The sequence below is a fragment of the Desulfosporosinus youngiae DSM 17734 genome, assembly GCF_000244895.1.
Taxonomy (GTDB): Bacteria; Bacillota; Desulfitobacteriia; order Desulfitobacteriales; family Desulfitobacteriaceae; genus Desulfosporosinus; species Desulfosporosinus youngiae.
Window position 1 is genome coordinate 3555829 of sequence record NZ_CM001441.1, and the last position, 24958, is coordinate 3580786.

Annotated in this window: 23 protein-coding genes, 1 tRNA gene and 1 riboswitch; of the genes, 10 read left to right on the forward strand and 14 right to left on the reverse strand. The window is 45.3% G+C overall.

All coding sequences use genetic code 11. From position 1 onward, the window contains the following. The first annotated feature begins 25 nt into the window (after positions 1 to 25). Positions 26 to 289: a hypothetical protein gene (locus tag DESYODRAFT_RS16675; protein WP_007784878.1), complete on the forward strand. Its 264-nt coding sequence runs from the start codon at positions 26 to 28 to the stop codon at positions 287 to 289. A 37-nt stretch (positions 290 to 326) separates the two neighbouring features. Here DESYODRAFT_RS16675 and DESYODRAFT_RS26675 read toward each other — a convergent pair whose 3' ends face one another. The 3 genes from DESYODRAFT_RS26675 to DESYODRAFT_RS16690 all read right to left on the reverse strand — a co-directional run bounded on the left by DESYODRAFT_RS26675 (position 327) and on the right by DESYODRAFT_RS16690 (position 2995). Beyond that, positions 327 to 1538, reverse strand: a complete 1212-nt coding sequence (locus DESYODRAFT_RS26675; RefSeq protein ID WP_007784879.1) for a DUF2225 domain-containing protein — start codon at positions 1536 to 1538, stop codon at positions 327 to 329. Between the two features lie 300 nt (positions 1539 to 1838). Continuing rightward, positions 1839 to 2489 carry a TetR family transcriptional regulator gene (locus tag DESYODRAFT_RS16685; protein WP_007784880.1) on the reverse strand — a complete coding sequence of 217 codons (651 nt, stop codon included), beginning with the start codon at positions 2487 to 2489 and terminating at the stop codon, positions 1839 to 1841. After that, positions 2489 to 2995 carry a hypothetical protein gene (locus DESYODRAFT_RS16690; RefSeq protein ID WP_007784881.1) on the reverse strand — a complete coding sequence of 169 codons (507 nt, stop codon included), beginning with the start codon at positions 2993 to 2995 and terminating at the stop codon, positions 2489 to 2491. Before DESYODRAFT_RS16690 ends, DESYODRAFT_RS16685 begins: the two co-directional genes overlap by 1 nt. Before the next feature lie 305 nt (positions 2996 to 3300). On the opposite strand from DESYODRAFT_RS16690, the gene DESYODRAFT_RS16695 reads away from it, so the two are divergent. Next, positions 3301 to 3376, forward strand: a tRNA-Thr gene (locus tag DESYODRAFT_RS16695). 194 nt (positions 3377 to 3570) lie between these two features. Here the strand turns inward: DESYODRAFT_RS16695 and DESYODRAFT_RS16700 are convergent. The 3 genes from DESYODRAFT_RS16700 to trmB all read right to left on the reverse strand — a co-directional run bounded on the left by DESYODRAFT_RS16700 (position 3571) and on the right by trmB (position 6017). Continuing rightward, on the reverse strand, positions 3571 to 4155 hold the full coding sequence (locus tag DESYODRAFT_RS16700; RefSeq protein WP_007784882.1) for a GNAT family N-acetyltransferase: 585 nt from the start codon (positions 4153 to 4155) through the stop codon (positions 3571 to 3573). Positions 4156 to 4265: 110 nt separating this feature from the next. Beyond that, positions 4266 to 5294, reverse strand: a complete 1029-nt coding sequence (locus DESYODRAFT_RS16705) for a 3-deoxy-7-phosphoheptulonate synthase (protein WP_007784883.1) — start codon at positions 5292 to 5294, stop codon at positions 4266 to 4268. A 72-nt stretch (positions 5295 to 5366) separates the two neighbouring features. Further along, positions 5367 to 6017, reverse strand: a complete 651-nt coding sequence (gene trmB, locus DESYODRAFT_RS16710) for a tRNA (guanosine(46)-N7)-methyltransferase TrmB (RefSeq protein WP_007784885.1) — start codon at positions 6015 to 6017, stop codon at positions 5367 to 5369. A gap of 237 nt (positions 6018 to 6254) precedes the next feature. Here trmB and DESYODRAFT_RS16715 point away from each other — a divergent pair, with 237 nt between their 5' ends. Genes DESYODRAFT_RS16715 through DESYODRAFT_RS16730 form a run of 4 tightly spaced genes read left to right on the forward strand, consistent with a single transcriptional unit; the run spans position 6255 to position 11304 of the window. Continuing rightward, a complete protein-coding gene (locus DESYODRAFT_RS16715; protein WP_007784886.1) occupies positions 6255 to 7817 on the forward strand; it encodes an ATP-binding protein in 1563 nt (520 codons plus the stop codon). Continuing rightward, entirely contained in the window at positions 7783 to 8466 is a 684-nt protein-coding gene (locus DESYODRAFT_RS16720; protein WP_007784887.1) for a response regulator, read from the forward strand. Before DESYODRAFT_RS16715 ends, DESYODRAFT_RS16720 begins: the two co-directional genes overlap by 35 nt. A 40-nt stretch (positions 8467 to 8506) precedes the next feature. Then, entirely contained in the window at positions 8507 to 9850 is a 1344-nt protein-coding gene (gene trkA / locus DESYODRAFT_RS16725) for a Trk system potassium transporter TrkA (protein ID WP_007784888.1), read from the forward strand. A 2-nt stretch (positions 9851 to 9852) separates the two neighbouring features. Continuing rightward, positions 9853 to 11304, forward strand: a complete 1452-nt coding sequence (locus tag DESYODRAFT_RS16730; RefSeq protein ID WP_007784889.1) for a TrkH family potassium uptake protein — start codon at positions 9853 to 9855, stop codon at positions 11302 to 11304. A 233-nt stretch (positions 11305 to 11537) separates the two neighbouring features. Here the strand turns inward: DESYODRAFT_RS16730 and DESYODRAFT_RS16735 are convergent, their stop codons facing one another. Both DESYODRAFT_RS16735 and DESYODRAFT_RS16740 read right to left on the reverse strand, forming a co-directional pair. Continuing rightward, entirely contained in the window at positions 11538 to 13256 is a 1719-nt protein-coding gene (locus DESYODRAFT_RS16735; protein ID WP_007784891.1) for a helicase-associated domain-containing protein, read from the reverse strand. Next, positions 13253 to 14962, reverse strand: coding sequence for a DNA repair helicase XPB (locus DESYODRAFT_RS16740; protein ID WP_007784892.1), 1710 nt, complete (start codon positions 14960 to 14962; stop codon positions 13253 to 13255). Before DESYODRAFT_RS16740 ends, DESYODRAFT_RS16735 begins: the two co-directional genes overlap by 4 nt. A gap of 307 nt (positions 14963 to 15269) precedes the next feature. On the opposite strand from DESYODRAFT_RS16740, the gene DESYODRAFT_RS16745 reads away from it, so the two are divergent. Then, positions 15270 to 15872 carry a class I SAM-dependent methyltransferase gene (locus tag DESYODRAFT_RS16745; RefSeq protein ID WP_007784893.1) on the forward strand — a complete coding sequence of 201 codons (603 nt, stop codon included), beginning with the start codon at positions 15270 to 15272 and terminating at the stop codon, positions 15870 to 15872. A 149-nt stretch (positions 15873 to 16021) separates the two neighbouring features. Continuing rightward, positions 16022 to 17011, forward strand: a complete 990-nt coding sequence (locus tag DESYODRAFT_RS16750; RefSeq protein WP_007784894.1) for a choloylglycine hydrolase family protein — start codon at positions 16022 to 16024, stop codon at positions 17009 to 17011. Here the strand turns inward: DESYODRAFT_RS16750 and DESYODRAFT_RS16755 are convergent. From DESYODRAFT_RS16755 to DESYODRAFT_RS16775, 5 genes are all read right to left on the reverse strand, one after another. Next, entirely contained in the window at positions 16992 to 17996 is a 1005-nt protein-coding gene (locus DESYODRAFT_RS16755; protein ID WP_007784895.1) for a radical SAM protein, read from the reverse strand. The two genes, DESYODRAFT_RS16750 and DESYODRAFT_RS16755, sit on opposite strands and share 20 nt — an antisense overlap. A 471-nt stretch (positions 17997 to 18467) precedes the next feature. After that, a complete protein-coding gene (locus DESYODRAFT_RS16760; protein WP_007784896.1) occupies positions 18468 to 19763 on the reverse strand; it encodes a molybdopterin molybdotransferase MoeA in 1296 nt (431 codons plus the stop codon). Between the two features lie 196 nt (positions 19764 to 19959). Continuing rightward, positions 19960 to 20094, reverse strand: a riboswitch (molybdenum cofactor riboswitch). 495 nt (positions 20095 to 20589) lie between these two features. Then, a complete protein-coding gene (locus DESYODRAFT_RS16765; protein ID WP_007784897.1) occupies positions 20590 to 21390 on the reverse strand; it encodes an ABC transporter permease subunit in 801 nt (266 codons plus the stop codon). Next, positions 21390 to 22274, reverse strand: a complete 885-nt coding sequence (locus DESYODRAFT_RS16770) for an ABC transporter ATP-binding protein (RefSeq protein WP_007784898.1) — start codon at positions 22272 to 22274, stop codon at positions 21390 to 21392. Before DESYODRAFT_RS16770 ends, DESYODRAFT_RS16765 begins: the two co-directional genes overlap by 1 nt. 94 nt (positions 22275 to 22368) lie before the next feature. Next, the gene (locus DESYODRAFT_RS16775; protein WP_042338723.1) at positions 22369 to 22611 is read right to left on the reverse strand and encodes a hypothetical protein; all 243 of its coding nucleotides are present in this window, start codon (positions 22609 to 22611) and stop codon (positions 22369 to 22371) included. A gap of 127 nt (positions 22612 to 22738) precedes the next feature. Here DESYODRAFT_RS16775 and DESYODRAFT_RS16780 point away from each other — a divergent pair, with 127 nt between their 5' ends. Further along, on the forward strand, positions 22739 to 23308 hold the full coding sequence (locus DESYODRAFT_RS16780; RefSeq protein WP_007784899.1) for a hypothetical protein: 570 nt from the start codon (positions 22739 to 22741) through the stop codon (positions 23306 to 23308). Positions 23309 to 23357: 49 nt separating this feature from the next. Continuing rightward, the gene (locus DESYODRAFT_RS16785; protein WP_007784900.1) at positions 23358 to 23924 is read left to right on the forward strand and encodes a Uma2 family endonuclease; all 567 of its coding nucleotides are present in this window, start codon (positions 23358 to 23360) and stop codon (positions 23922 to 23924) included. Between the two features lie 311 nt (positions 23925 to 24235). Here the strand turns inward: DESYODRAFT_RS16785 and DESYODRAFT_RS16790 are convergent, their stop codons facing one another. After that, a complete protein-coding gene (locus tag DESYODRAFT_RS16790; RefSeq protein WP_007784901.1) occupies positions 24236 to 24814 on the reverse strand; it encodes a Uma2 family endonuclease in 579 nt (192 codons plus the stop codon). Positions 24815 to 24958 lie beyond the last annotated feature (144 nt).

Genomic DNA, 24958 nt, shown 5'->3' on the forward strand with positions numbered 1-24958 from the left:
TATTGGCAAGGAAGGGGAAACCACAGTGAATCAAGACGTTAATCTAGGGAAGTATAGCAGACTATGTCGTATCTGCGGAAAGGATTATCGGGTTTATGAGAAAGATTATCATGCTAACGAAGAAGAACTCTGTCCATCCTGTGCAAAATTAAAGGAGTTAGAGGTTATCAGACAAGCCCTGATCCATAAACCTTCCCTTAATGTCTTAACGCTTTCCAAAGAAACAGGCATTCCAGTCTCACACATTTTAAACTATATTAAAGAGGAACATATTATAACACGAGAATAATGTTACAAGCCTTCTTAAATACTTATAGGTTTTCTTCCTATACCAACGCTCTTAGCTCCTGAATACGATTTTGAGCTTGCTGTTTCATTCGCTCATTTCCGCCGTTGACAATAATGGACTGGCGGAAATAGTTTCTTGCCTCCTTAATGTTCCCGATCTTGAGGCTTAATTCCCCGACAAGCAGATAAAAATATTGATCTTCTGCATTTGTAGTCTTAGTCGTCGAATTATCTATTCGTTTTATGAAATAATCTAAGGCTTTCCGGGTGGCAGTCATAGTCATTTCTGCTTCTTGCCTATCCTGGTACAGCCAAGAAAGCCTCAGCCAGAGTTTCCCAAGCTTTTCCGGGTCTGGTGCTGTCATTTGCTCAAGCCAGAATAACGTTAAATAATATCCAGTCAATACCTGGGTTAAGGTTGGATGGGCCGGCAACCTTCCGAACCTCTCTTTTACCTTACCTGATAGCTCCCTGATTCGGTTTTTATCCCGATCTGCTATATTTGAGAAATCAGCACTGAAATTTGCATAGTAACAATGAGGGCAAACCCATATGATATACCATAAAGGTTCGAAATCCGTGTGAACATGACGATAATCCGGCTCAACCCTCTTCAGCTTAAGCTTTGAAGATCTAATAAGTTTTGAGTTGTTTGTTTGGCTGCAGACAGGGCAGACAATTTCCTTTTCATACAAATAGGCTGAATCATTGAATGGTGATACCACATTAATATAGTTTCCGGCATGTAGTATAAGGTCACCTAGCCCATCACATTCCGTTGAGTCATCCGGCTTATGTTCTTCTCTGATTTCCGCTGTATACTGCGGAGGGCTCACATCCGATTTAGGGAAAACAAGGCTTAATTGCTCCTTGTAACTGGCTAATTCAAGATTTTGCTTTCTTATACGTTCACTTAAGCTTCTCATTATTCTTAAGGCCAAAGAAGGTTCCTGACCAATAACGCTTTCAAAGTTGCACTCATTAACCGCAACCGTGGTTGTTTCTTCAACTGCCTGGACCGTGGCACTGCGCTGCAGCCCTTCTAATAGTGCCATTTCCCCGAAGATATCCCCTGCTTTGAGCTGGGAAACCACCATCTTATTGCCATTTGGGGCTGAAATCAGTACTTTAACGCTCCCTGTTAGAATAATAAACATTTCCGACCCAGGGTCGCCTTCTTGGAAGATTATATCATTTGCTCTAAACCTTTGAACCGTACATACTTTTGCCAGCTTTTTGATATCTAACAACAGATTCTCTCCTCCTGTCTATAGATGTCATTATCCTAATTAGAATTCTTTACGATATGCTGAATTCCTCCAAAACTAAATTTATGTGAAACAAAAAGTCTACGAACTTTTCAATTTATTAAAGCAGTATTTTGAGTTAAACCCGGATGAAGCTAAACACCTTAAGTTTATTCACAGCATACGTTTTTAGATCCATTTTCATTCTGAAATCTAACGATTGAGTTCCATCTGCACAACAAAACACAAGCGTCCTCTCCACTTTTATAGTGAAAGGAGGACGCTTTTTGATTGCTGCAACTATCAATTATTACTCTCTTCCCGATCATTAAGGATTGTTTTGTCAAATATCTCCACGAGTTCGGCGCTATAAGATTCCAAGTCGACTTTAGAAGTAAGATTAGGGTTGGCGACAAACATATACTCCCCGATCGCTCCATTGATGGCGCTAGCCATGACATGAACATTGAACCGGCGAAATTCACCTTTGCTTTGACCATCGAGCAGAATTTGCTTCAGTTCCAACAAGAGAAGTTCTTCTTCGTCTTCATCATCACCCAGCTTATAATAGGGGATGTTGTCGGGAGTCCGGGCATTAAATATAATCTCCAGCAAGGCAGTATTATGCTTAGGGTGAGTACCCTGGTAGGCGAGGCTGGAAGAAATGTAGGCGTGAAGCTTCTCCCGGACGGTCGTTTCCGCATTGGTTCTTTCCAGCACATATGATGTAGAGCCTGCTAAGAGCGCCATAAGGGTATGATCCATTAAATCATTCTTATCTTTGAAATGATAAGAAATTAAAGCCGTGCTGATACCAGCCCTTTTAGCTATTTGGGCAAGACTAGCGTTTACGTATCCTATTTCATCCAAGGTAGTAATTGCTGCTTCAATTATCTGGGAACGCCGTGCCTCTGCAATGAAGGATTGCTTTTCCTCTGACTTTTTACCGCTCATTATTTCTTCTCCTTCGGTTTTCTGGCATAGTTATTGGACCTGTTCAGCAATGAGATTATAACAATAGCGACCACAACAACAATGTTGGCGATATTAAGAGGAGTCAAACTAATCTGGTCAAAAAAAGTTCCGTCTGCCAGATGTCCGGCATTATCGCCAATCCAATTGATCATAAAGCCAACGAATCTGACTATGACGATCACCAGCCGTAAGGCTAAAATCAGCGGAATTATGGAAATTGCCGCCCAGAGCACTTCCCAACCGGCCGAGCTGCGGATGGCCAATAAAGCCGAGGCAATGAAACACAGGACGCCGGCAAGAATCATCAGGGCTGGCTGCAGCCAATTATACCATTGGAAGTTAGGGCCGGCATAGATCTCTTGGTAGAAAAACCAGGTTACCCACAGAATCAGAACTCCGGCTAGTACACTAATCATTGGCAGGACGTCTATGACCCAGCTTGGTGCTTTTTCGCCTAACAGCTGCAATTTGTTCTTCTTATTCATTGGCATTGCTCCTTATCCTTTTCAATTTTTGCTTAGTTCCTCCCTTTTTTATCGTCGCTTCTGTCTGTGTTTTAATGTTTAATCAAACTATTGATTTATCAAATCAATTATTGATTGATCGATTAATCAAATTTTAGCATAAGCGATCAAACGTGTCAATTCATTTTCACTCATTCCCCTACAATTTATGAGATCGTAAGTTTCCGTCCTGCTAAAACGGTGATTGTATTGACAAAATTACCCGGCATTAAACCCTTGACCGCCCAATTAGTTTTGTTTAAAATAACTATTGTCCCATTAATCATGCCGATGTAGCTCAATTGGTAGAGCAGCTGATTTGTAATCAGCAGGTTACAGGTTCGAGTCCTGCCATCGGCTCCATACCTTTATTTTCAATGATTAAGACCATATCTTGCAGCTTAAATCCATACAAAACAGCCATTCATTTGGAATGGCTGTCTTTTTTCTAAATATTGAAGAGTTACCAGTATATCCCCAGTAAATGTCTAAAATTATTGCCTGTTGAGAAACATGATTACTGTATGAGTTGATTTTTAAATACTAGAGACCTTGGCCTAAGCTATCACTAATTCGTGCAAATCTGTAATCAGAATTACAGGCTTTGGGTTGCAAGAATGTTCTCCAATCATTTTCTCCATCCAAATCATATCGTACCAAGTTTCAAATTTATATCCGCATTTGGAAAAATGCCCTACTTTCTTATACCCTAATTGATTATGAAAATAGGTACTTGCATTGGTCAGATAAACATCCTCGGCCGAGGCATAGGCAATGCAGGCATTTAGGTTAAGAATATTTTGCTTCTTTAGTATTTTTTCCAAAGCTAAATACAATTTCTTACCGACACCTTTGCCCCGCGAATCCTGACCTAGATATATGGTAGTTTCAACAGCCCAGTCGTATGCTGCCCGCTCTTTAAATGCTGAGGCATATGCATAGCCAATAATCCGATTATTTTCTATGGCAACTATGTATGGGTATTTTTTTGCTATATTGTTAATTCTCTCCGAAAATTCTTCAATAGAAGGAACATTATACTCAAACGTGATTGCGGTATCTGTAACATAAGGCGCATATAGTTTCAAGATTTCTTCCGCATCTTCTTTAGTCGCCATACGCATTATAATGTCTGTCTCCACTGTTTGACCTTCTTTCTTGAAAATAACATAATCATCTTATTAATTTTGTGAATGTCCGATCAGGCATTATGGCATTAAGTTGTGCCGGTATATCCATCCTTTGGGATAAATTAACTATTCTCTGCAATAAAGTAGATAAGCTTTTCGGTACTCTCCCAACCCAGACATGAATCTGTAATGGATTTTCCGTAGATATTTTCATCGATGCCTTGCCTGCCCTCAACAAGATAGCTTTCAATCATCAAACCTTTAATCATTTTCTTAAGCAACCCATCGTACTTTCTGCTTAATAAAACTTCTCTGGCGATTCTTGGCTGTTCATAAAAGCGTTTCATTGAATTAGAATGGTTTACATCGACAATGATAGCTCGATTTTTTAGTTCTAGTTTTTCATACTCGGCGGCAGCATTAATCAGATCTTCAAAATGATAATTGGGGATATTTCGTCCCGAGGAGTCAACTGCACCTCTTAAAATGGCATGAGAGTAGGTATTTCCTCCGGTTTCAACTTCCCAGCCGTTATAGATAAAGGTATGTCTGCTCTGAGCAGCAATAATCGAGTTTAACATAACTGTTAGATCTCCGCTGGTCGGATTTTTCATACCAATCGGTAAGTCAATTCCGCTAACAGTGAGGCGATGCTGCTGATTTTCCACCGACCGTGCCCCTATAGCGATATAGCCTAAAACATCTGAAAGATAACTATAGTTTTCCGGATATAGCATTTCATCGGCCGCCGGCATACTAAATTCCGATAATGCTCTGATATGCAGTCTGCGAATGGCTTTAATCCCTTCGCATAAATCAGGCTTTTTACCGGGGTCGGGTTGGTGAACCATACCCTTATAACCCTCGCCGGTGGTACGAGGCTTGTTTGTATAAATTCTCGGAATGATCAATAGCCGGTCTTTCACTTTTTCCTGAACTTCAGCCAATTTCCCGATATATTCACAGACCGAATCCTCATTATCTGCCGAGCAAGGGCCGATAATGAGGATAAACCGATCATTTTCATTGGCAAAAACCTTTTTCATTTCGTCAACTCGTATGTTTCGAAGCTTACTTATATGTTCCGGTAAGGGTAACTGCTCAATGATTTCTTCTGCAGTCGGTATCCGTTTAATGAATTTCATGCTCATGCCGGTGCTCCTCGCCACATTTAATACTATATTTAATACAAAAGTATAGATCAAATCTAAAAAAACGCAACATCACTTTAGACCATGACCGGAGTTTCTGAGCTTAACGAACTTTATTTTGATACTTTGATGGCAGAACTTCTCTTCGTATTCAGTCATGATATTTCCCTGGAAATCACTCTGATGTAAATTATACGTTCTATATAGTTCATTGTAGCCTGCCTCTTGGAAATACTCCAAACTGTCTGTGAAAAGTGCGTCATCATCCGTTTTGAACCATATTTCTGATTCGGGTTTCAGAAAGGTTTGATACAGCCTGAGAAAATTCGGATGAGTCAGCCTTCGTTTATGATGTTTTTTCTTGGGCCAAGGCGTACAAAAGTTAATGTATAGCTTCTCAATCTCATCTTGAGCAAAGAGGTCTCCGATGTTTTCAATATTTATGGGAATAACTCTGATATTATTCAGGTGGTTTTCATTAGCACTTCTCAAGACATGAACTAACAGTTCATCATAGACATCAAGCGCAAGATAGTTGATGGTTGTATTGGCACCGGCCAGCTGGTTAATAAAACGACCTCGCCCGCATCCCAATTCCAGATGGATCGGATAATTATTGCCGAATACCTCCTTCCATCTTCCTTTGTGCTCTATAGGTGTAAAAATAACTTTGTAATCCTTTTCTAATTCGGGCTTAGCCCATCCCTTTTTTCGAAGACGCATTTGAACTTTCTCCTTTTGATTTATAAAACCCTCAAACTATTCGTCATGGGTCTGTTTTTCCCTTCTTAACTTATAAAAAACTCAATTGAACCATCTTTATATTTTCTTTATGTTCTCCACTATAATCTTTATGTCTTTTATATGGCTCATCGATTTATAATAGGGCTGCATTCCGTATGAAAGGTCAGGTTTAATAGATACTAAACTAAGTCCGCAAAATAACGAGGGTGATGCTAAATGGAAACGAAACTAATACCCTATTTGGCGTCAAGCCTGATGGTAATTGGCATGACGCTGCTATTTACGATGATCCATCCATTCTTAGGATTGGTGAATATGTCCTTGCTGACTATTATCCCGATCCTGATCAGCGCAGCCCGCTGGGGAACCTTTCCTGCCATGGCAACTGCATTAATGGGAACGATTGCCTTCGATCTCTTCTATGTTCCTCCGATTTTTAAATTTATGGTTGCTGATCTCCGCTATCTAATCAGCTTTGCTATTTTCATGCTGGTAGGTTTTATTACCGGAACCCTATCCGACCGGTTAAAAAAACAGGTAAGTTATTCCCGGCAGAGGGAGAATAGCATTTCGGCACTTTATTCTCTTAGCCGGGATATCTCGGCGGCCGATAACCTGGACGCTGTGTTAGATTGTATTGTCCGGAATATCTCCAACACGCTGGAGGGTCAGGTCCTGCTGTTTTTACCCGACGAAAAGGCTCAATTGGTGCTATGCAAGGCCTCTGATGGTACTATTTCCTTAGATAAGGATGACCTTTCCGCTGCCAAATGGGTCTATGAACATGGAGAAAAAGCGGGTCATGGCATGGAGACTTTAGGGACTGCTAAGGCCTTATATTTACCATTAAGCACCGAACAGGGAACTCAGGGGGTTCTTGGCATTAACATCAAAGAGAGTGACGCACAGTCTGACTCTGAGCGGATTCGCTTATCGGAAGCCTTTACCGGATTAGCTGCCATGGCCATTAATCGAGTCAAATTAGCGGAACAAGCCAGAGAGTCCCTTTCCTTAGTGGAGTCTGAACATTTACGCACGGCACTTTTTAATTCCCTGTCTCATGATTTGCGGACACCCCTTGCTTCCATCATTGGGGCAGTCACGGGACTTCTTGAGGATAAGAATGTCGTCTATAGCCCTGAGGTCCGCAAAGAATTGCTCAATACAATTTTACATGGTGCTGAACGAATGAATCGATTTATCAGCAACTTATTAGATATGGCCAGATTAGAAAGCGGCATGCTGAGACTGAACAAAGAATGGTGTGATCTTCAGGATATTATTGGCGTTGCGGTTAATAGACTCGGAAACACTTTAACCCGGCGGCCTTTGGAGATTACTATCCAGGAAGACTTACCCCTGGTACAAGCCGATGGGATTTTGATTGAGCAGGTACTGATTAATTTGCTGGATAATGCACTTAAGTACTCCGCAGCCGCCAGCAAAATAACAATATTAATTTCTCAACATGCCCGACAAATAGAAGTCGTGGTCGCGAATTGCGGACAAGGCATACCTGAGGCTGATCTGAGTAAAGTCTTTGATAAGTTTTACCGGCTCAGTTCCTCTCTTCAAGTAAGCGGAACCGGGCTTGGCCTGGCTATTTGCAAAGGGTTTATTGAAGCGCATGGCGGGAATATTTGGGCTGAAAATAATAAACTCGGCGGTGTGACAATCACATTTACCTTGCCGTTAACTGACCAATTTTTAGGGATAGTACCAGAAATGAATGAAGGAGAGAACGATGGAAAACAAAGGTCAGCGGATATTGATAATTGATGACGATACACAAATCCGGCGATTTTTGCGCGTGGCCTTAACCAGCCACGGGTATATCGTAAAAGATGCTAAGACGGGCAGAGAGGGTCTTGAGGCGGTCGCGATGTTCAGCCCGGATTTAGTCGTCTTGGATTTAGGTTTGCCCGATCTCGATGGATTAGACGTCGTGCGTCAGTTACGGGAATGGACCAGGGTGCCCATTATCATTCTTTCGGTCAAAGAACAGGAGAGTGATAAAATAACGGCCTTGGACTCTGGGGCAGATGACTATGTGACGAAACCCTTTGGTATGGGCGAATTGTTAGCTCGAATTCGAGCAGCAATGCGTCACATAGTCGGGATTGAGGAACAGCCGATCCTGCATTTTGAGGACTTAACCCTTGATTTATTACATCGCCGGGTCTCAAGGGATGATCATGAGATCAAACTTACTTTAACGGAATATGAAATCGTCAAAAATCTGGCGATCAACGCGGGAAAAGTGTTAACCCATAGTTATTTACTTCGTACTGTATGGGGCCCTTCTTATGAGAAAGAAGTCCAGTACTTGCGGGTTTATATCGGCCAAATCAGGCGAAAGCTGGAGCGGGACCCTTCCCGCCCACGCCATATTATTACCGAACCCGGGGTCGGTTATCGTTTGCTATAAGCAATCTGCTCAGATCATAATTTTGGGGAGGTTTATTAATATGCGCGTTGCCATTGTAGGGGCAGGCAAATTGGGCTTCAGCCTTGCTGATCGCTTGGCCAAAGAGGAGCACGAGGTCATTGTCATCGAACAGGACGAAGACCGCCGTTTGACCGCACAAAAAAGCCTGGATGTTATAACTGTCCTCGGAAATGGAGCAAACCCTCAATTTCTAAGCAGCACTGAAGCCAGAAATGCAGACCTGCTCATCGCTGTTACCGACAGTGACGAAGTTAATATGATTGCCTGCATGGCTGCTAAAAAAATAGGAATACGACAGACCATTGCGAGGGTTCGAAACCAAGAGTATGCCGGCCCGGACCGATTTACCTTCAATGAGTCCCTGGGTATCGATTTGGCGATTAATCCAGAAATGACAACTGCTGTTGAAATCAGCCGGATCCTCCTGACACCGGCAGCTTTAGCGGTAGAGGACTTGGCTGATGGAAAAGTTCGCCTTTTGGAAGTGAAAATCGGCCCGGAATCAGAGCTTGTAAATATTCCTTTACTAAAACTAACCCTTCCTCCTAATATTCTGGTTGCCGGTATCTTGCGCCAAAACATTATGATCATTCCCCAAGGCGAAGATTTTCTCTGCCCTCAGGATAATGTCTTCTTCGTTGGGGAAGCAGGTGCTATAGAAAAATTCGGGACCCAGTTTGCGAATAAACGCTCAAAGCTAGAGCGGATTATGATCATTGGCGCCGGCAGAATAGGGCGTCATCTGGCCAAGATTTTGGTTAAAGCGGGCTTGTCTGTAAAAGTGATCGACAAGAACCGAGAACGCTGCCGGGAATTGGCTGACCGTTTGGGTAAGGGATTGGTTCTCTGCGGTGAAGGAACCGATGTGGATCTTTTGATTGAAGAAGGAGTTAGAGAGGCTGATGCCGTTGTTTGTCTCACAGATGACGATAAACTTAATTTACTCTTAGCGCTTTTAGCTAAGAACTTTGGCACTCAGAAAACCATTGTCCGAGTGGGACGCTCCGACTATATGTCCTTAATGGGCAAGGTTGGCGTGGATGTGGTCCTATCTCCCAGACTTCTGACCGCAGGCGTCATTTTGCGCCAAGTACGCCGGGGCAATATTGTCGGTGTCACTCTTCTGGAAGGTGCTAAAGCGGAGGCCATGGAAATTTTAATTTCCGACAATCGCCAAATCGACGGCCAAAAACTCAAGGACCTTAACATCCCTCCCAATTCTTTGGTCGGAACCATAATCCATGGTGAAGAAGTTAGGGTTCCTCATGGCGAAACCATCCTTCACAGGGGTGACAGAATCGTGGTCTTCACCCTCGCCGACATGGTTAAAAAAGTTGAAAAATACTTCGAAAGCAGGTCCTAAAAATGAATTTCCGCTTGATAGAGAACGTCTTAGGAAGGTTATTGTTAGGTTACGCTGCATTTATGGGCATTCCTTTCCTGTATGCCCTATTAAGGAATGAGCCCACCTCTTGGCCTTTTCTCATTACCATTTTACTCACTCTTGTTATTAGTCTTGTTTTTATCAGTCATGGCCAAGAAGACCGCCTAGGGATCCGGGAAGGTTTTACCATCGTATCCGGGGCTTGGATTCTGACCTCGCTTTTGGGTGCGCTTCCTTTTTACCTGTCCAATTCCGTCCCTACTTACCTGGACGGGCTGTTCGAGACTGTCTCCGGCCTAACCACCACAGGCTCCAGTGTCATTGACAATCTTGAAGTTCTCTCACAAAGTCTATTGCTGTGGCGGAGTTTAACCCATTGGCTTGGAGGTATGGGAATTATTGTTCTGTTCATCGTTTTCCTGCCCAAAATCGGAGCAGGGGCAGTCCACATGTTTAACGCCGAAGTCCCCGGCCCGACAGCGGAAAAAGTATTGCCCAGGATTAGGGATAACGCGGCAAGGCTCTGGCAGATGTATGTCGGATTTACTCTATTGCAGATCATCTTATTATGGCTTGCCGGAATGTCATGGTTTGACTCCGTTAACCATTCCTTCGCCACTATGGCGACAGGCGGCTTCTCCACCAAAAATACCAGCATTATGTTTTACAACAGCCCTCTGATCGAATTCATTCTTATCGTTTTTATGATTCTTGCCGGAGGAAACTTTGGACTGTATTTCATAGCTTGGGGCCGGGGCTTGAAGCATATCTGGAAGGATACGGAATTTCGCGTTTACTTATCGATTATTGCAGCCTCCACCCTGGTCATTGCCTTAAGTTTATGGCTTCAAGGAGGAAAGGAGATCCTTTTCTCAGTGCGTCACGCCCTTTTTCAGGTCTCTACGATTATTACGACGACTGGTTTCGCATCTGATAATTTCGACCAATGGCCTTCAGTAACGAAAATGGTCCTGCTGCTCTTAATGCTGATAGGCGGGAGCGCCGGCTCAACAGCCGGCGGTATTAAAGTCGCCCGGATTATGCTGCTGATGAAGCTTGTGCGGGCTGAACTAAGACGGGCTATCCACCCGCGGGCTGTGACAGCTATCAGCTCCGGCGGCAAACAACTCGACCCGCTCATGCTTAATACGGTAGCTGTGTTTTTTTTCCTCTTTATTGCGATTTTTACAGCTGCGACAATTCTGCTCTCAGCCACAGGCCTGCCGCCCTTTGACGCTATGAGCGCTGTAGCGGCTACTCTTGGTAATGTGGGTCCGGGCTTTGGGTTGGTTGGACCGACTACCACGTTTTCCTCGATCAACGCTTTTGGTGAATTGGTTTTAATTCTTTGTATGCTGCTTGGCCGGCTGGAACTTTTCACACTATTGGTAGTGCTCCAACCAGAGTTCTGGCGTTCCCGCAAGAGCTGGTAGACAATTTTAAGAACCTTGAGGACTCCATAAAAAGGCTCTTCCTTATCAGAAGAAATCTATCTGTTAAGGAAGAGCTTTTAAGTTTACTTTTTGCAAATTTCGGCAAATACCCTTTAGAGTATTCTTCGGCTTCAGAGTGTTATTTAGATTATCTATAGCAAGATAATCTTTAAATCCTGATATAAGGCTATTATAATCCGTAACAATTTGTAAGAACTTTGTGCCTGCAACATTCACTCTTGGCCAGGCTGCTTTGCAGCTCTTTCTCCGTCTAAAACCCCCGGCTTTGGATATATGCCCTGTTTTTCAAGAAGTTTGCGCAGTTTTTCTATGTCCCGAACAATCACTGCCGTTGGGCTGTATAAACCAAGGACATACTGCCGGTATTTACGCGCCGAGGAGATCGATGCCGCTTGTTCCGGTGAGGAACATTCCAAGAGGCTGAGCTGCAGGAAAGTGACCTGGCCAAAGGAGTCAACCCATTGCTGAACCGTCAGAACCAGATTATCAGGCAAAGGATATGTGCTAAGATTTTTAAGGGCTGGGAGAACATCTTCTGCAGGCATACCCCGTTTCAGAGCGTTCAGTAAATACGTCTTATCCAGGCGGTATTTAAGCATCTGATCCGGCTGCTCAAGCACGGCAATCTGGCTTAGTTTCCAGCGGGCGGCCCAAGAAGCGGAACGTGGCAGCAGGATTTCGAAATTAGGCTGAACATACGCTGTATCAGGGCCGCTCATCGGATAGATTTGGTCTGCAAGGCTCTTGATCTCAGCCATGTCGTCTTCAAGTCCGCGGCCATGCAACAGTTTAGATAGTACCAACTGACCCAGCGGAGTGACTCGGACCAAAATATCTGTCTCATACTTGCCCCAATCCAGTAAGCCCAGAAAACGCAGTGGATCGAGAAAGCTGATGACGGTATCCCGGGTTAAGAGACGACACACGTCGTCATCTGAAATCAGCTTACTAAGCATATGCCCCCAGCTAGTCCACTCCGTACAGCGGCTCAATACGGGCAGCACCAGGAAAAGACCTTTATTCTGAATAGATTGAAAGTGCACCGTATAAATTACACAAAGTAATTCTTCGACCTTAATACTCTCCGGCAATTCTTGTCCCTTTGTCGTCAGCGCCAACCGATCTCCTCTTCTTCCAAGCAGCTGAAAAAGCCAGGCAATGTCCAAGAGCCAGAAGAAATAACTCTCCGGGCTAAATTCCCCGTCAGACCCCGCCGGCTCAGTTAAGGCGGCCAGAATGCGCTTCAAAGAGTGTTTGTTGATCTCGTGACTCAGGGTGACCAGAACTTCTCCCTGCTCTACCAAAACGAGAAACTTAAAAAGGTTATCCAAGGTGTTCGGTAAATCTGCCCGATAGGATTTTTGCGGTTCAAGCTTATAATCACATTGAATCTGATCGTTAATAAACCGCCAAAAGGATCTGGCGGCCTCTTCCTTAAAACTAAACGTATTGGGATAACGACCTTGCGCCAAAAAGCCTATTTTAAACCATTTCGTAAACAGCCTTATAACCCCTTGATAGCTTAGCCCTGCCAGATTCCTATCCAAAAAGCGAAAACTGGCATTATCCTCGTCATCATAATGGCAAAAATAATCGATACTCCTATCCTCCGGCTGGGTATAGGCCATGTAAGCAAAGAGAATCCGCTCCACAGAGTCCATCTTGGCATAATAGTCCGGCCAGGCTTTTGGCTTAAGCCTCTTTACAGGAGCAGTATTCGTTTTCGGTGCAGATTTGGAACTTGGCTGTTTGGGACTTGCTTTTGCCGTGAATTGATTGGCTGAAGACTCATCTGCGTATGTGGGCGGTTTAAAACCCGGCGGTAATTTTTCGCCAAAAACCGGCCGCCATTTTTGGGGTTTAGGCTGATCAGACGGAGCTTGCGGATTCTGATCGGCGTTTTGTTTTGAACCGGCAGCTGGCTTTTTCATGGTTCAAAATCCTCCTCGATCATGATTTTGTAGGCATACCCTTGTTCTGTTAAAAACAGTTGCCGGTGCATTGCAAATTCCTGTTCTTTGGTATCTTTCGAAACCAAACTATAGAAATAGGCCTTGCCTTCTCCCTGCTTGGGCCGCAGTATGCGTCCGAGCCTTTGGGCCTCTTCCTGCCGGGACCCGAAGGTTCCGGAGACCTGAACCGCTACATTGGCATCCGGCAAATCAATGGCAAAATTGGCCACTTTAGAGACCACTAAACAGTGCAGACGGCCGCTTCGGAACTCTTCATACAGACGTTCCCGCTCCCGTTGCGGAGTTTTACCGGTAATTAAAGGGGCATCTAACTCACGGGCAAGCATTTCGAGCTGACGCACATACTGCCCAATCACCAACACCAGGTCATCTCTATGACGCTCCATCAGCTCTGACACCTTGTTCAACTTCCGTGGATTCTCTGCTGCCAAGCGGAATTTTCCTTTTTCCTCGGCTAAAGCATAATCCATACGGCGGTCTTTACTCATGGAGATGCGCCACTCCATACACTCGGCAGTAGCGATCCAGCCTTGGGACTCCAGGACCTTCCAGGGAACGTCCATTTTCTTCGGCCCAATCAGAGTAAAGACTTCGTCTTCTTTGCCATCTTCCCGTACAAGCGTGGCGGTCAGACCCAAGCGGCGTTTCGCCTGCAATTCAGCCGTGGCCCGAAAGACCGGCGCCGGTAAGAGATGAACCTCATCATAGATAATCAGACCCCAATTCTTTTCATTGAACAGACCAAAATGGTCAAAGCCGCCTCCCGCTTGCGTACGGTGAGTGAGAATCTGGTAAGTGGCTACGGTCACCGGACAGATCTCTTTTTTCTCCCCAGTGTACTCCCCCATTTGGGACGCTTCTAAGGTCGTTTTATCCCTTAACTCGCGCAGCCATTGTTTGACGGCACTGTTATTCGTCGTAAGAATCAGCGTTTCGCACTGTAATTCCATCATCACGCCCATACCAATAACGGTCTTGCCCGCACCGCAGGGCAGAACCAATACACCGCTCCCGCCGCGCACCGAACCTTGTTGATGAAAGGTCGCCACAGCCCCTTGCTGATAGGAACGCAGGGCAAAGGATTCTCCCTTAGGATTTTCGGTGCGCCAAGCCATCGGTAAAGGGTTGCCCTCGCTATAACCTGCCAAATCTTCAACCGGGTAGGAGAGTTTCATTAGGAGCTGTTTCAATTGCCCCCGTGCTTCCGGGTTGATCTCCGCTTGAGTTATCCCTAAATCTGGTAAATCGGCGCTCCTGGCAGGTTCATCGAAGGCCAGTAATAGTTTGACCTCTTTATGACGAATGATTTCCAAGAGGATGACCGGATCTTTGGCCGCCAGAAGGAGCTTATCCCCCTCCCGGACCAGCTTTACCAAGCCGTAGCGGCCCATAAGCTGTTGAATTTCCGTACGCACGGAATCAGGCAACGGAAATTTGCTGTAATTCTCCAGCCCGTTTAAGACATCTGCGACGCTAACCCCGCTGGAGGCAGCGTTCCATAAGGATAAAGGAGTAATCCGATACGTGTGGATATACTCCGGGCTTTTTTCCAGTTCGGCAAAGATGGCTAAGGTATCCCGAGCTTCTTCGTAAAGTGGATTATGGACTTCTAAGAGAACGGATCGATCACTTTGAACGATGACAGGATTTGCAGCGGATGGCATGTGTGTCTCCCTTTCCGAATAATTTGCAATAATTATAGCATAAAAAGCCGCACCAAAGGAGAACATCAGACAACAGTCTACCCTTATCGGGGCAGCCATGGACATGAACATCACACTAAGCCCACTACAGCCATGGCTTTTGGTGGTATCATCTAACTTCTTAAATGAAGTTAATGGAAAAAAACGTTTTTTTTAAACTTGAAAGAATATATAATAACGTAAGAAAGTTAAGAACGTTTTCCAGGGGATAGCCGTAAGGGTACACGCTAAAAGAAGACTATTTTTGGATTTGGGAGGTAAAAAGAGGATGATAGAAGAACAATTCAAGAAACTCTATAAAGCAGGCAATACTCCTTGGGATATTGGCAAACCTGATTTTAACCTTATTCAGACTGTAACTGCCATGGCCATAAAACCCTGCAAAGCACTGGAAATCGGCTGTGGAACGGGCAGTAACTCCATATGGCTTGCTCAAAATAGCTTTGATGTTATTGGGGTCGATACTTCGGAGATTGCAACTCAGAAGGCTTCAGAGGAAGCTTTAAACGCCAATCTCAAATGTACCTTTAAGGTGATTAACTTCCGGACACACAAAATTGAAGAAGCACCCTTTGGCTTTGCCTTTGACAGAGGCTGCTTTCATACATTAACTTCGGATGAAGAACGAAAGAACTTTGCAGAAAATGTAGCTGCCCATTTGGAAGAAGACGGCCTGTGGCTAAGTATCATTGGCAACGCTGATGAACAGCGTGATAACCCCGGTCCGCCCCAGCGCACTGCCAGAGATATTGTTAACTCCGTAGAGCCCTGCTTTGAAATTCTCTCTCTTGTTTCAAGCCGGTTTGAATCTAACCGTCCCAACCCGCCAAGAGCATGGGTTTGCCTAATGCGGAAAAGACGTTTTGCCTAAACAATCTGCATCAAGATCTTGCAAAAGCCACCCGTCGCTGGGTGGCTTTTTGCAAGGGCTGTGAAGGCCGGAATTTAACAGTCACCAACAGGATCATTCCGGCGTACAAATAAGGTATACTTACCAAAGAGTAAACGAGGGAAAAGCTAATGTGTACCGCAATGACGCTGAAAACTCAACAGGGTGAGATCTTTCTTGGACGCACCATGGATTTTTCCTATGTACTGAACCCACATCTTTATACGATGCCGCGCAATTACCAGTGGTCCAATGCCCTCGGGACGGTTTGTGTCCGCAATCGCTACAGTTATATAGGGGTTGGACAGACCATTCCTAAAATTACCTTTGCGGACGGCGTCAATGAAATGGGGCTTGCGGCGGCGGCGTTATATTTCTCTGGATATGCCAAGTATAGAGAGCCTGAATGTGGGGCACAGACATCCCAATTTGCAGCCACCGAACTTGTCAACTTTTTGCTCGGTATGTGCGGGTCGGTGGAAGAAGCGGCTTTTGCCCTGCAGTCTGTGCGGATCGTGGGAGTACCTGATGCGGTGACCAATTCCGTCGCTCCGCTGCATTGGATTGTCTGTGATAAAAAAGGACAGTGCCTGACCGTAGAACAGACAAAAAACGGCATGCATTTGCTGGCCAACCATGTCGGGGTTCTGTCCAACAGTCCTACTTTTGAGTGGCATATGGAAAATCTGCGCAATTATATGCGGGCTGCACCGCACCAACCGGAAGGAATAACCTGGGGAGAGCTTGTGCTGACGCCCTTTGGCCAGGGCGGCGGCACAGAGGTGCTTCCAGGCGGTTATACGCCTCCTGCCCGGTTTGTGCGGACTGTTTTTCAGAAAACCCATGTCCCAATTCCTCAAAACCGGCAGGAAGCAGTCGTGACAGGATTTCATATTCTGGAGGGTGTCTCCATTCCCCAGGGAGTTGTCCTGACGTCGCGGGGCACGTACGATTACACCCAGTACACGGTTTTTATGAATACCGCAACCTGCGAATACTTTGTCCGAACCTACGAAAACAGTCAGGTTTTTACCGCTAAGCTTTCCAGGGCTGAAGCCGAAGCCAAGGTTCCTGTGTCCCTCGGAAAGCTGGTGCGCCCGGCTACCTTCGAAAAGCTGTAACCTCCAGATTCATCCCTGCCAACACCCTTTCTATCTGCCTGCGCTTATCCACTACATAAGCGCCTTCACCGATCTCATAAATATCTATATCCGAAGCCCTTGGCGGTGCTTTTCGGGCAATGGATACCCCAAGCAATTGATTGCCACCCCCCGCCAGATACCAAAGAGGTATGTCATCCGTGCTGTTGCCTGCCGCCAGGCAGATCTCCGTATTGGGCAGCAGAATACGCGCCATAGCTGTGATCAAAGCAGTTTCCCAAGGTGAACAGCGGGGTCTGTCCTGATACGGAGTTCCCGGGAAGGGCATAAAGCGGGATAGACGCAGCTGATAGAGATTTCGGAACTGCTTCATAAAAAACAGATGGTCAATTCGGTCTTCATCCGTTTCGCCAAGGCCCAGCAGCATCATTGAGCGGCTGGGTATATCCGCCTCTTCACAGAATTGCAGCAGTTCACGCCACCGCCCCAGACTGTCTCCGGGCTTGGCGGCGGCGAAGACCTCCGGAGCGTTGGATTCCAAAGAGCTGGTAATGCTGTCAATACCCAGTTTCTTTAATTCCAGGATCGTTTCTTTCTGAAAGGAGGGTCCCAGATTGATTTCCAGCTTCAGTCCCGAATGGGCTTTAATCTTCCGCACCAGCTCCAGCAGCTGTTCGTCGTACCCTTCCTTCAGGTCTGTTCCCCCGCTGATATGGAACTGCTGAATCCCCAGGCCTTCAATGCACTCCAGGCCCTTAAGCAAAACATCCGTGGGAAACATAGTTTCCGTATAAAAGGTACAATAGGAACAGCGGGGTTTGACCCGGCAGGGAAAAATTCCCCCTGATCCCGAGGACCACCACAGGGCTTTGCCGGATACCCTGTCCCGGATTTGCGAGGCCAAAGCAAATAATTCATAGGCCTGCTCCGGATTCCGGGCCTTTTCCAAAACAAAAAGAGCTTGCTCCCGGGTTAACTCCTGCTCTCCTGTTAACTTAAAATCCATCTTTTTCCCTCTTTTCCTAAAGAAATCTTAACCTAAAATCCCGCATTTTTTATACCTACAAGAAGAAACGCCTTGGGGAATTCTGACCGGGGAACCACAGATTACACATAAAAAGAACGATAAGAGAAACCACAGATTAACACAGATTTCACAGATTAAGAAGGATTAAGTATAAAAAAATGGCGAAGATGCGAGTCAATGAAAGCGATAATTATTAATTATCTCAAAGCTACAGGATCAAATCGGCCTTTTATCAGCTTTGGCGAATATCAATTGCGTTACAAGCAATTTGTAGTTTAGAGCCAAAATATATTTATTCTGTGTTAATCTGTGTAATCTGTGGTTAATTAACTGAGTACCTGATTAGTCACAAAAATAATGATTTACAATTCAATTTGGGTATAATTTTTCACGGGTATCAAGGATCTTAATATTTCCGCCGGCTTCCCGGTCACGCCCGGAAAGAAGCCTTTAATCGGATTGGCGGCTGCGCCGGCGGACCGTCTTCTCCCCCCAGAGCAATTGCACCGTGGCCGGCTCCCCTTTTTTCATCAGGCGGTCTTCCGCCTCCTCTATCAGAATCCCCGTGGCATTGACAAAACAATCTACCGTGTCCCCCATCCGAACAGGGACAATCTCATAGCCCTCCTCCGTCCAGCTGAGAGCTACATGAGGATGATAACCGGAACGGACTCCGCTCTGGTAATCTGTGTGCAAGCGGGCTTTGATCTCCGGCCGCTCATAGCAGGGGCAGTGAAGAAAGCGTTCCATAATCGCCGGCAGGTATTGCTCGGACTGAGTCAGGGCCGCATGAGGAGGTGCCGGAATCCCCACTACGCATTTTTCCTGGATTTCCCCCAGCAGCATGGCTTTCCCGCCAGGTCCAAAGCCCATGCCCTGAGCCAGAATTCTGCCCAGCTTCTCAACGGCCTGGGCGGTATAGTCCCCATACTTGGCTCCGCTGCGGCCCAAGCCGCCGATCAAAATCAGAAAATCACAGTGGGGAAGGGCCCGGAGAATCGCCTGACAGATCAGCTCTTCGCTATCCCCTGCCACCGGTTCTGTCCAGGCTTCCCCGCCGCATTCCCGGAGAATCCCTTCCACGAGAATGCTGTCCGCTTCCACTACCTGTCCCGGACCCGGCCGACAGCCGGGCCCCACCAAGTCGCCGCCCACGGGAATCACGGCAGCTTTGGGTTTTTTCCAGACCGGCACCCTCTCCACTCCGGCAAAACGCAGGATAGCCAGATTAGCCGGGGTCAGGCGGTAATTGGCGGGGACAACCCGCTCTCCCTCCCGGATACTGGCCCCGGCCCGTCCTATACCTTGTCCCTGGTAGGGCAAGGCCCTGATTTCCGCTCTGCCGTCAGCCAAATGGCTGACCTGTTCCAGGGGAATCACGGTGTCAAAGGGCTCTTCCAGCACCGACCCCATAACCCGAAGGCGAAATTGATTTTCCGACAGCACCCGGCAGCCGCCGGCAAGCAGCTCTTTAACCTCTTCCCAATTCACCATGATTCCATCATGCTGGGCGGTATCAGCAGGAGGTACAGAGAAGGCCGCATAGGTTGGTTCCGCCGTCACCCGACCCAAAGCCTGACTCAGCGGCACAAACTCCTTGGCCAGATCAAACCTGACCCGTTCAAAGAGAATGGTCAGAGCCTCATCCCGGGAAAGGGGGGCTTTCTGCTGCCGGTGACAGCGTGTAGCACAGCCGGTACAGGTTGCGGAGGAACAGATAATTTTGTCTTGCTGATGGTTTTCCATAATTCCTCTCCTTTTAGCAAATAGTCTCTTACTTTTATCCGGCTTTCCCGCACTGTCTGGGCAATCCCATCCGACAGTCCGGGAGCGCCCAGGGAACTCACCTGCTCTTGTTCAGGCAGGATACGCAATAGAAAAACCGGCTGGATCAGGAACTAAACCAGCCGGTTAAAGAGCATGCTTTTTAAAAACAGATTTCTCTGTTTTTAAGCATCATCCTTCTCACAAGTGAAGGCCAGACTGTTTCCTGTCTAACCCCGTAAACCCTCCGGTTTAGGCTTAGTATTCATGGGAAGCTTCCTTTAGAATAAAAAGCTCGGATTCAATATTTAATTATTAAGACTTCCTTCCGCGTATCTCCAAACAGTAAGACTTTGCTCTCCTAAGGTTTATCTTGATTGACTACACTACATAACATAACATAAACTAATAAAAATATAAATAGCGTGATTTTTGTTTTATGTTATATTACCACATGAATCCTAAAGTCGCCTCGGGCGAGGGACTGCCCCGCCAGAAAAAATATCCTCCTTGCGTTTAATCCGCGCAGAAGGATATTTTCATGCTATTTGATGGTCACACTCATCTCTTTAAATGTTCACTGTACATTCGCACCAGATTAATCAGGTTATCTTCAACAGGCCTTGCTTCCAACTATATTATAACTCTGTCCCTCCTATATTTGGTCAGGAATTTAAATAGTATTTTCCGAAATTCGTCACTAGTGACGAATTTGACTCATAGTTGACTTATTTAAGATGTCTATAAAATGCTGTATAGGACATGTTCCTTGCATTCTGTTAAAAAACCGTAATTGCTTAAGGTCGGCTCAGATATGTAAATCCTTTTTGGAAAAAATAACGATCGCTGCGGTAAACAACACAACCGCCCCGGCAAACAACACGATCATCCCCGCAATCGCCCCGGCTTCTCCCGCGATTATCCCATTAGTGTCAAATAACGTGAAGAAGGTGGCGTACTTTATATTTTCAAGTTTTTCGTTAAAATTTGATAGCATCTGCAAGATATAGGCCAGCGCCGGAATTCCCGCGCCCAAGCCCACAGCGTATCGGTTGTCGCTGAAAATACAGGAACACAGGAAGCATATCCCGCCGATGAACAACTGCAAACTTAAAAGACCGGCGTTGAGCGCCAGCAGCTTCCCGATTTCAAGCTCTCCCGGGAAGGATGCCTCACAGATGATAATTTCCAGCACCGTGACAAACAGGACAAGGGCAAAAATTCCGGTCGCGATTACTTTCATCTGCGTAAATACGACCGTCCGGCGTTTTACCGGCGCGGCCAGAAGATAGGTCATGGAGCCCCTGTCCACATGGCGGGCGATTAGCCTGTTGGCGCAAAGTATGGAAAAAACCATAGGAAATATCAACAAAATAAAACCGTACAAATACGAGGACATAAATCCGATCATGGTGGCGGCACCCGCCGTCATGCCGACCGCAGCCATAATTTCCGGCATTGCTTTGGCATAATCATCCAAGAGGCTCATCATTTCCGGGTCAAACATTGAAATGATTATGGAAACATACATGGTTAACACAGCCGCAAAGATCAGCAGCATTTTCCAGCTGCCTTTCATCCCATATTTGTATAATGTAAAATTCAACATTATTGGACACCTCCGTAATACTGCATAAAGATTTCCTCAAGGCTCTGACTGGAAGCGGACAGGTTGACGACGGGATAACGGTTCAATACCGCAATAAATTCGCGGATATTGTGCTGCACCGTGACGGCGGCGCGGTGATGGGTCAACAGCTCGGTTGTGAGATTTTCCGCACAAAACTCCTCCGCAGCTTTAGCGTTTGCAAAGGTTACAATATATTTTTTGACCTGCGCCGCTTTCAGTGTCTCCACGCTGTCCACGGCGGCCAAACGACCGTCTTTGATGATCGATACCCGGTGGCAGGTACGTTCTACTTCCTCAAACATATGCGAGGACATGAGGATGGTTTTGCCCTTCGCCTTCTCCTCCAGGATCAGTTCTATGAATCGGTTTTGCATGAGCGGATCAAGGCCGCTGGTCGGTTCGTCGAGAATCAGGACCTCCGGGTCGTGCATAAAAGCGGCGACAATGCCCACTTTCTGCTTCATCCCTTTACTCATTTTTTTGAGCTTGCCGCGCGCGTCAAGCTCAAAACGGTCGAGCAGTTCTTTTATGCGATCGCTCTTCTTCAACCCCCGGTATTTTTCGGTAAATCGCAAAAAATCCGTACCGCTCATATCTTCAAAAAAATTGATCTCCCCAGGAATATAGCCAAGATTTTTCTGAATGGCCGCACTGTCATGCCAACAGTCCAAACCGTTAATGGCGCAGCTTCCTTTTTCCGGCTGCAAAAATCCCATCAGATGCCGGATTGTTGAGGTTTTTCCGGCTCCGTTGGGACCGAGAAAGCCGAACACCTCGCCTTTTTCCACAGAGAAAGAGAGGTCGAACACACCTCGCCCGTTCCCATAGTCTCTTGTCAGGTTTTTGATTTCAATTATGCCCATTGCCCATCTTCCTCCTTGTGAAATGCGCTTTTCAACAGTTTAAACTGAGCCATTTTCATAGCCCTTGGCACCTATATGTTGATGCCGTCGGCATTCAGATTTCAGTAGACCGTGCCGTCGCCGGAGGTCGGAGCGGAACCGGCCGATTTTCTTTTTCCGTACTTGTGTCCCTATCCTTTATAGTTATTCCACATTTATTTCCTTTGATTCTGTTATCCGCATTAGAAAACAGATACCAAGCACCAATCATTTTCCAAAAACAGAAAAGCCGAACACCGCCGGCAATTCTTTGTTGTCGGCAGTGTTCGGCCTTTCCAGCCTTGCCAATTAAAGGCAATAGATTCTTCTTCCGGCAGGCCAACTATATCTCGATAATTCTGGAATACTGAGGGACGTACCCCAGATCTGGGAAGATTTATATTGCTATGGTATAATAATACAATAATCTTTGCTTGAGGTGCATAATGGCTATCTCTATATCGCCAGTTGCAATAGTAGTAATAATCATTGTCATAAGCAATTGTCTTATGAGTTTCGGAAAAAGTAATGTGCTGAATAAGTGTTATATCCTGCTATCATCAGTTCTTTCTCTCGTGGGGATAGCAGGTATAATAACAACCCGGCCACGCTTCATTGCAAGTTTAAATAAAACGGCAAGCAGGCGGGAATTTGATTCCGACTTTGTAACATGGGCTATTGAGAAGTTCGATTCTTTCGCGATGATTTCTATTATAGCAACTTGCTTAATTATTATATTTTTACTAATTCATTTGTTCTTAACTAGGAATAAAAGAGGTTTTGTCTGGACTAATATTACGGGTATCGTTATTTTTCTTATGATCATTAATTTTCTCGCTGGAGTTTGGTATAGCTTAGGAACCATGAACAAATTCTTCGATGTAGCTGGTTATATTTCAAATCTGTCTGTTTCTGAATTTTTTGCTCTCCATATTCCTTTAATCGTTAAAAGAATGCTCATGCGTAAAAATGAGCATTTCAGGCCAAAGCATCCGCAAATTTCAAACTATTCCTGATCGGCAGAAAATGGTATAATCAAATGGATACATAAGGAGCGTGTTTAATATGCCATTGCCACGACAAGAGCGAAATTATTCATACGCCGATTACTTGACCTGGAATGAGGACGAAAGATGGGAGGTTCTTGACGGTATAGCTTATATGCAATCTGCACCTTCAAGAATTCATCAAGAAATTTCCGGCGAACTGTACAGGCAGTTTGCAAATTATCTGCAAGGTAAATCTTGTAAAGTTTATCATGCCCCGTTCTGCGTGAGACTTGATGTTGAAGATAATGATAATGATGTTAAAAATGTCGTTGAACCGGATATTACCATTGTCTGCGATAGCTCTAAGCTTGATAAAAGGGGTTGTAAAGGAACTCCTGACTTGATAATAGAAATATTGTCCCCGTCAACTGCAAAGATAGACAAAGTATTTAAATTTAACAAGTATGAAGAAGCAGGCGTTAAAGAATACTGGATATTAGAACCGGATCAGAAGATTGTAAGCGTATTTTTATTGCAACCGAACGCCCGATATGGCAGACCTGAAATGTATACGGACGAAGATAAACCAACACTATCGATCTTTCCTGACCTCGAAATCGATTTGAATTCAGTGTTTGCTTAACAATGAGATCTTTCTCCCAGGCTCGTACCAAGAATCTTACGCGCGTAAGATTCTTGGTACGAGCCCTTTTGTTAACCCCCTCTCTTTCCTTCGGCCTCCCAGAAGCGCCTGATCGGTTCTTCCATCGGTTCCTGCCCTAATCGCCCCCCCCCAATGCATCTTATGAACTTCTTAAGTTTTTCTTATATTTATGGGAAACTTGACTGTAAAAGTAATATTTTCCGCATCAACTTGGCAAGATAAATACCCGTCCCACTTTGAACCGCATGCCAAGTGGAACGGGCTGATGACCGCGCTGTATGGGACTCTTCCTAATCCTTCGAAAACACCAAACCTAAATCAATGTCCAAGTCAGTTAATATTCCAACCTTGATTTTATCGGGATATTGATAAAGTCCGGTTCGTTCATATTTGTTATTCTCATTAAGCGCATATACATCGATAACCCTATCCGAGGGAAATACCAGCCAGTATTCTTTTACACCGCTGCGTTCATACACTAAGAATTTTTCCTGCATATCCTTTTTGGCAGTTGCCGGCGATATTATTTCTATTATCAAATCGGGCGCACCTTTACACCCTCTTTTGTCCAATTTACTCCGATCACAAATAATCGCCAAATCGGGTTGTACCACCGTTTCAATTTCTTCATCGTTTTCTTGAGTCAGAGGAAGCCTCACATCAAAAGGAGAATAGAAAACTTCGCAGGTTTTACCTGCTAAATATCTGGCGAATTGCAGGACCAGTTCACGAGAAATTCTTTGGTGCTCAGTAGAAGGAGCCGGGGTCATATCATAAGGTAAACCATTGATAAGCTCCCAACGCCCGTTCTCCGGCCAAGTTAAATAGTCAGCGTAGGTATGCTTTTTAATTATATTTGGTAATGACATAACACACTCCGCTCCTTTTGCCTTTTCTGTATATTACCATAAAAATATGTATGCTCAAACTGTTTAAGGCGTAGGGATTACCTATTTGAGATACTGACCGCAGTAAATAGTTATTGAAGGTAATCCCATTCAATTAATGTGTCC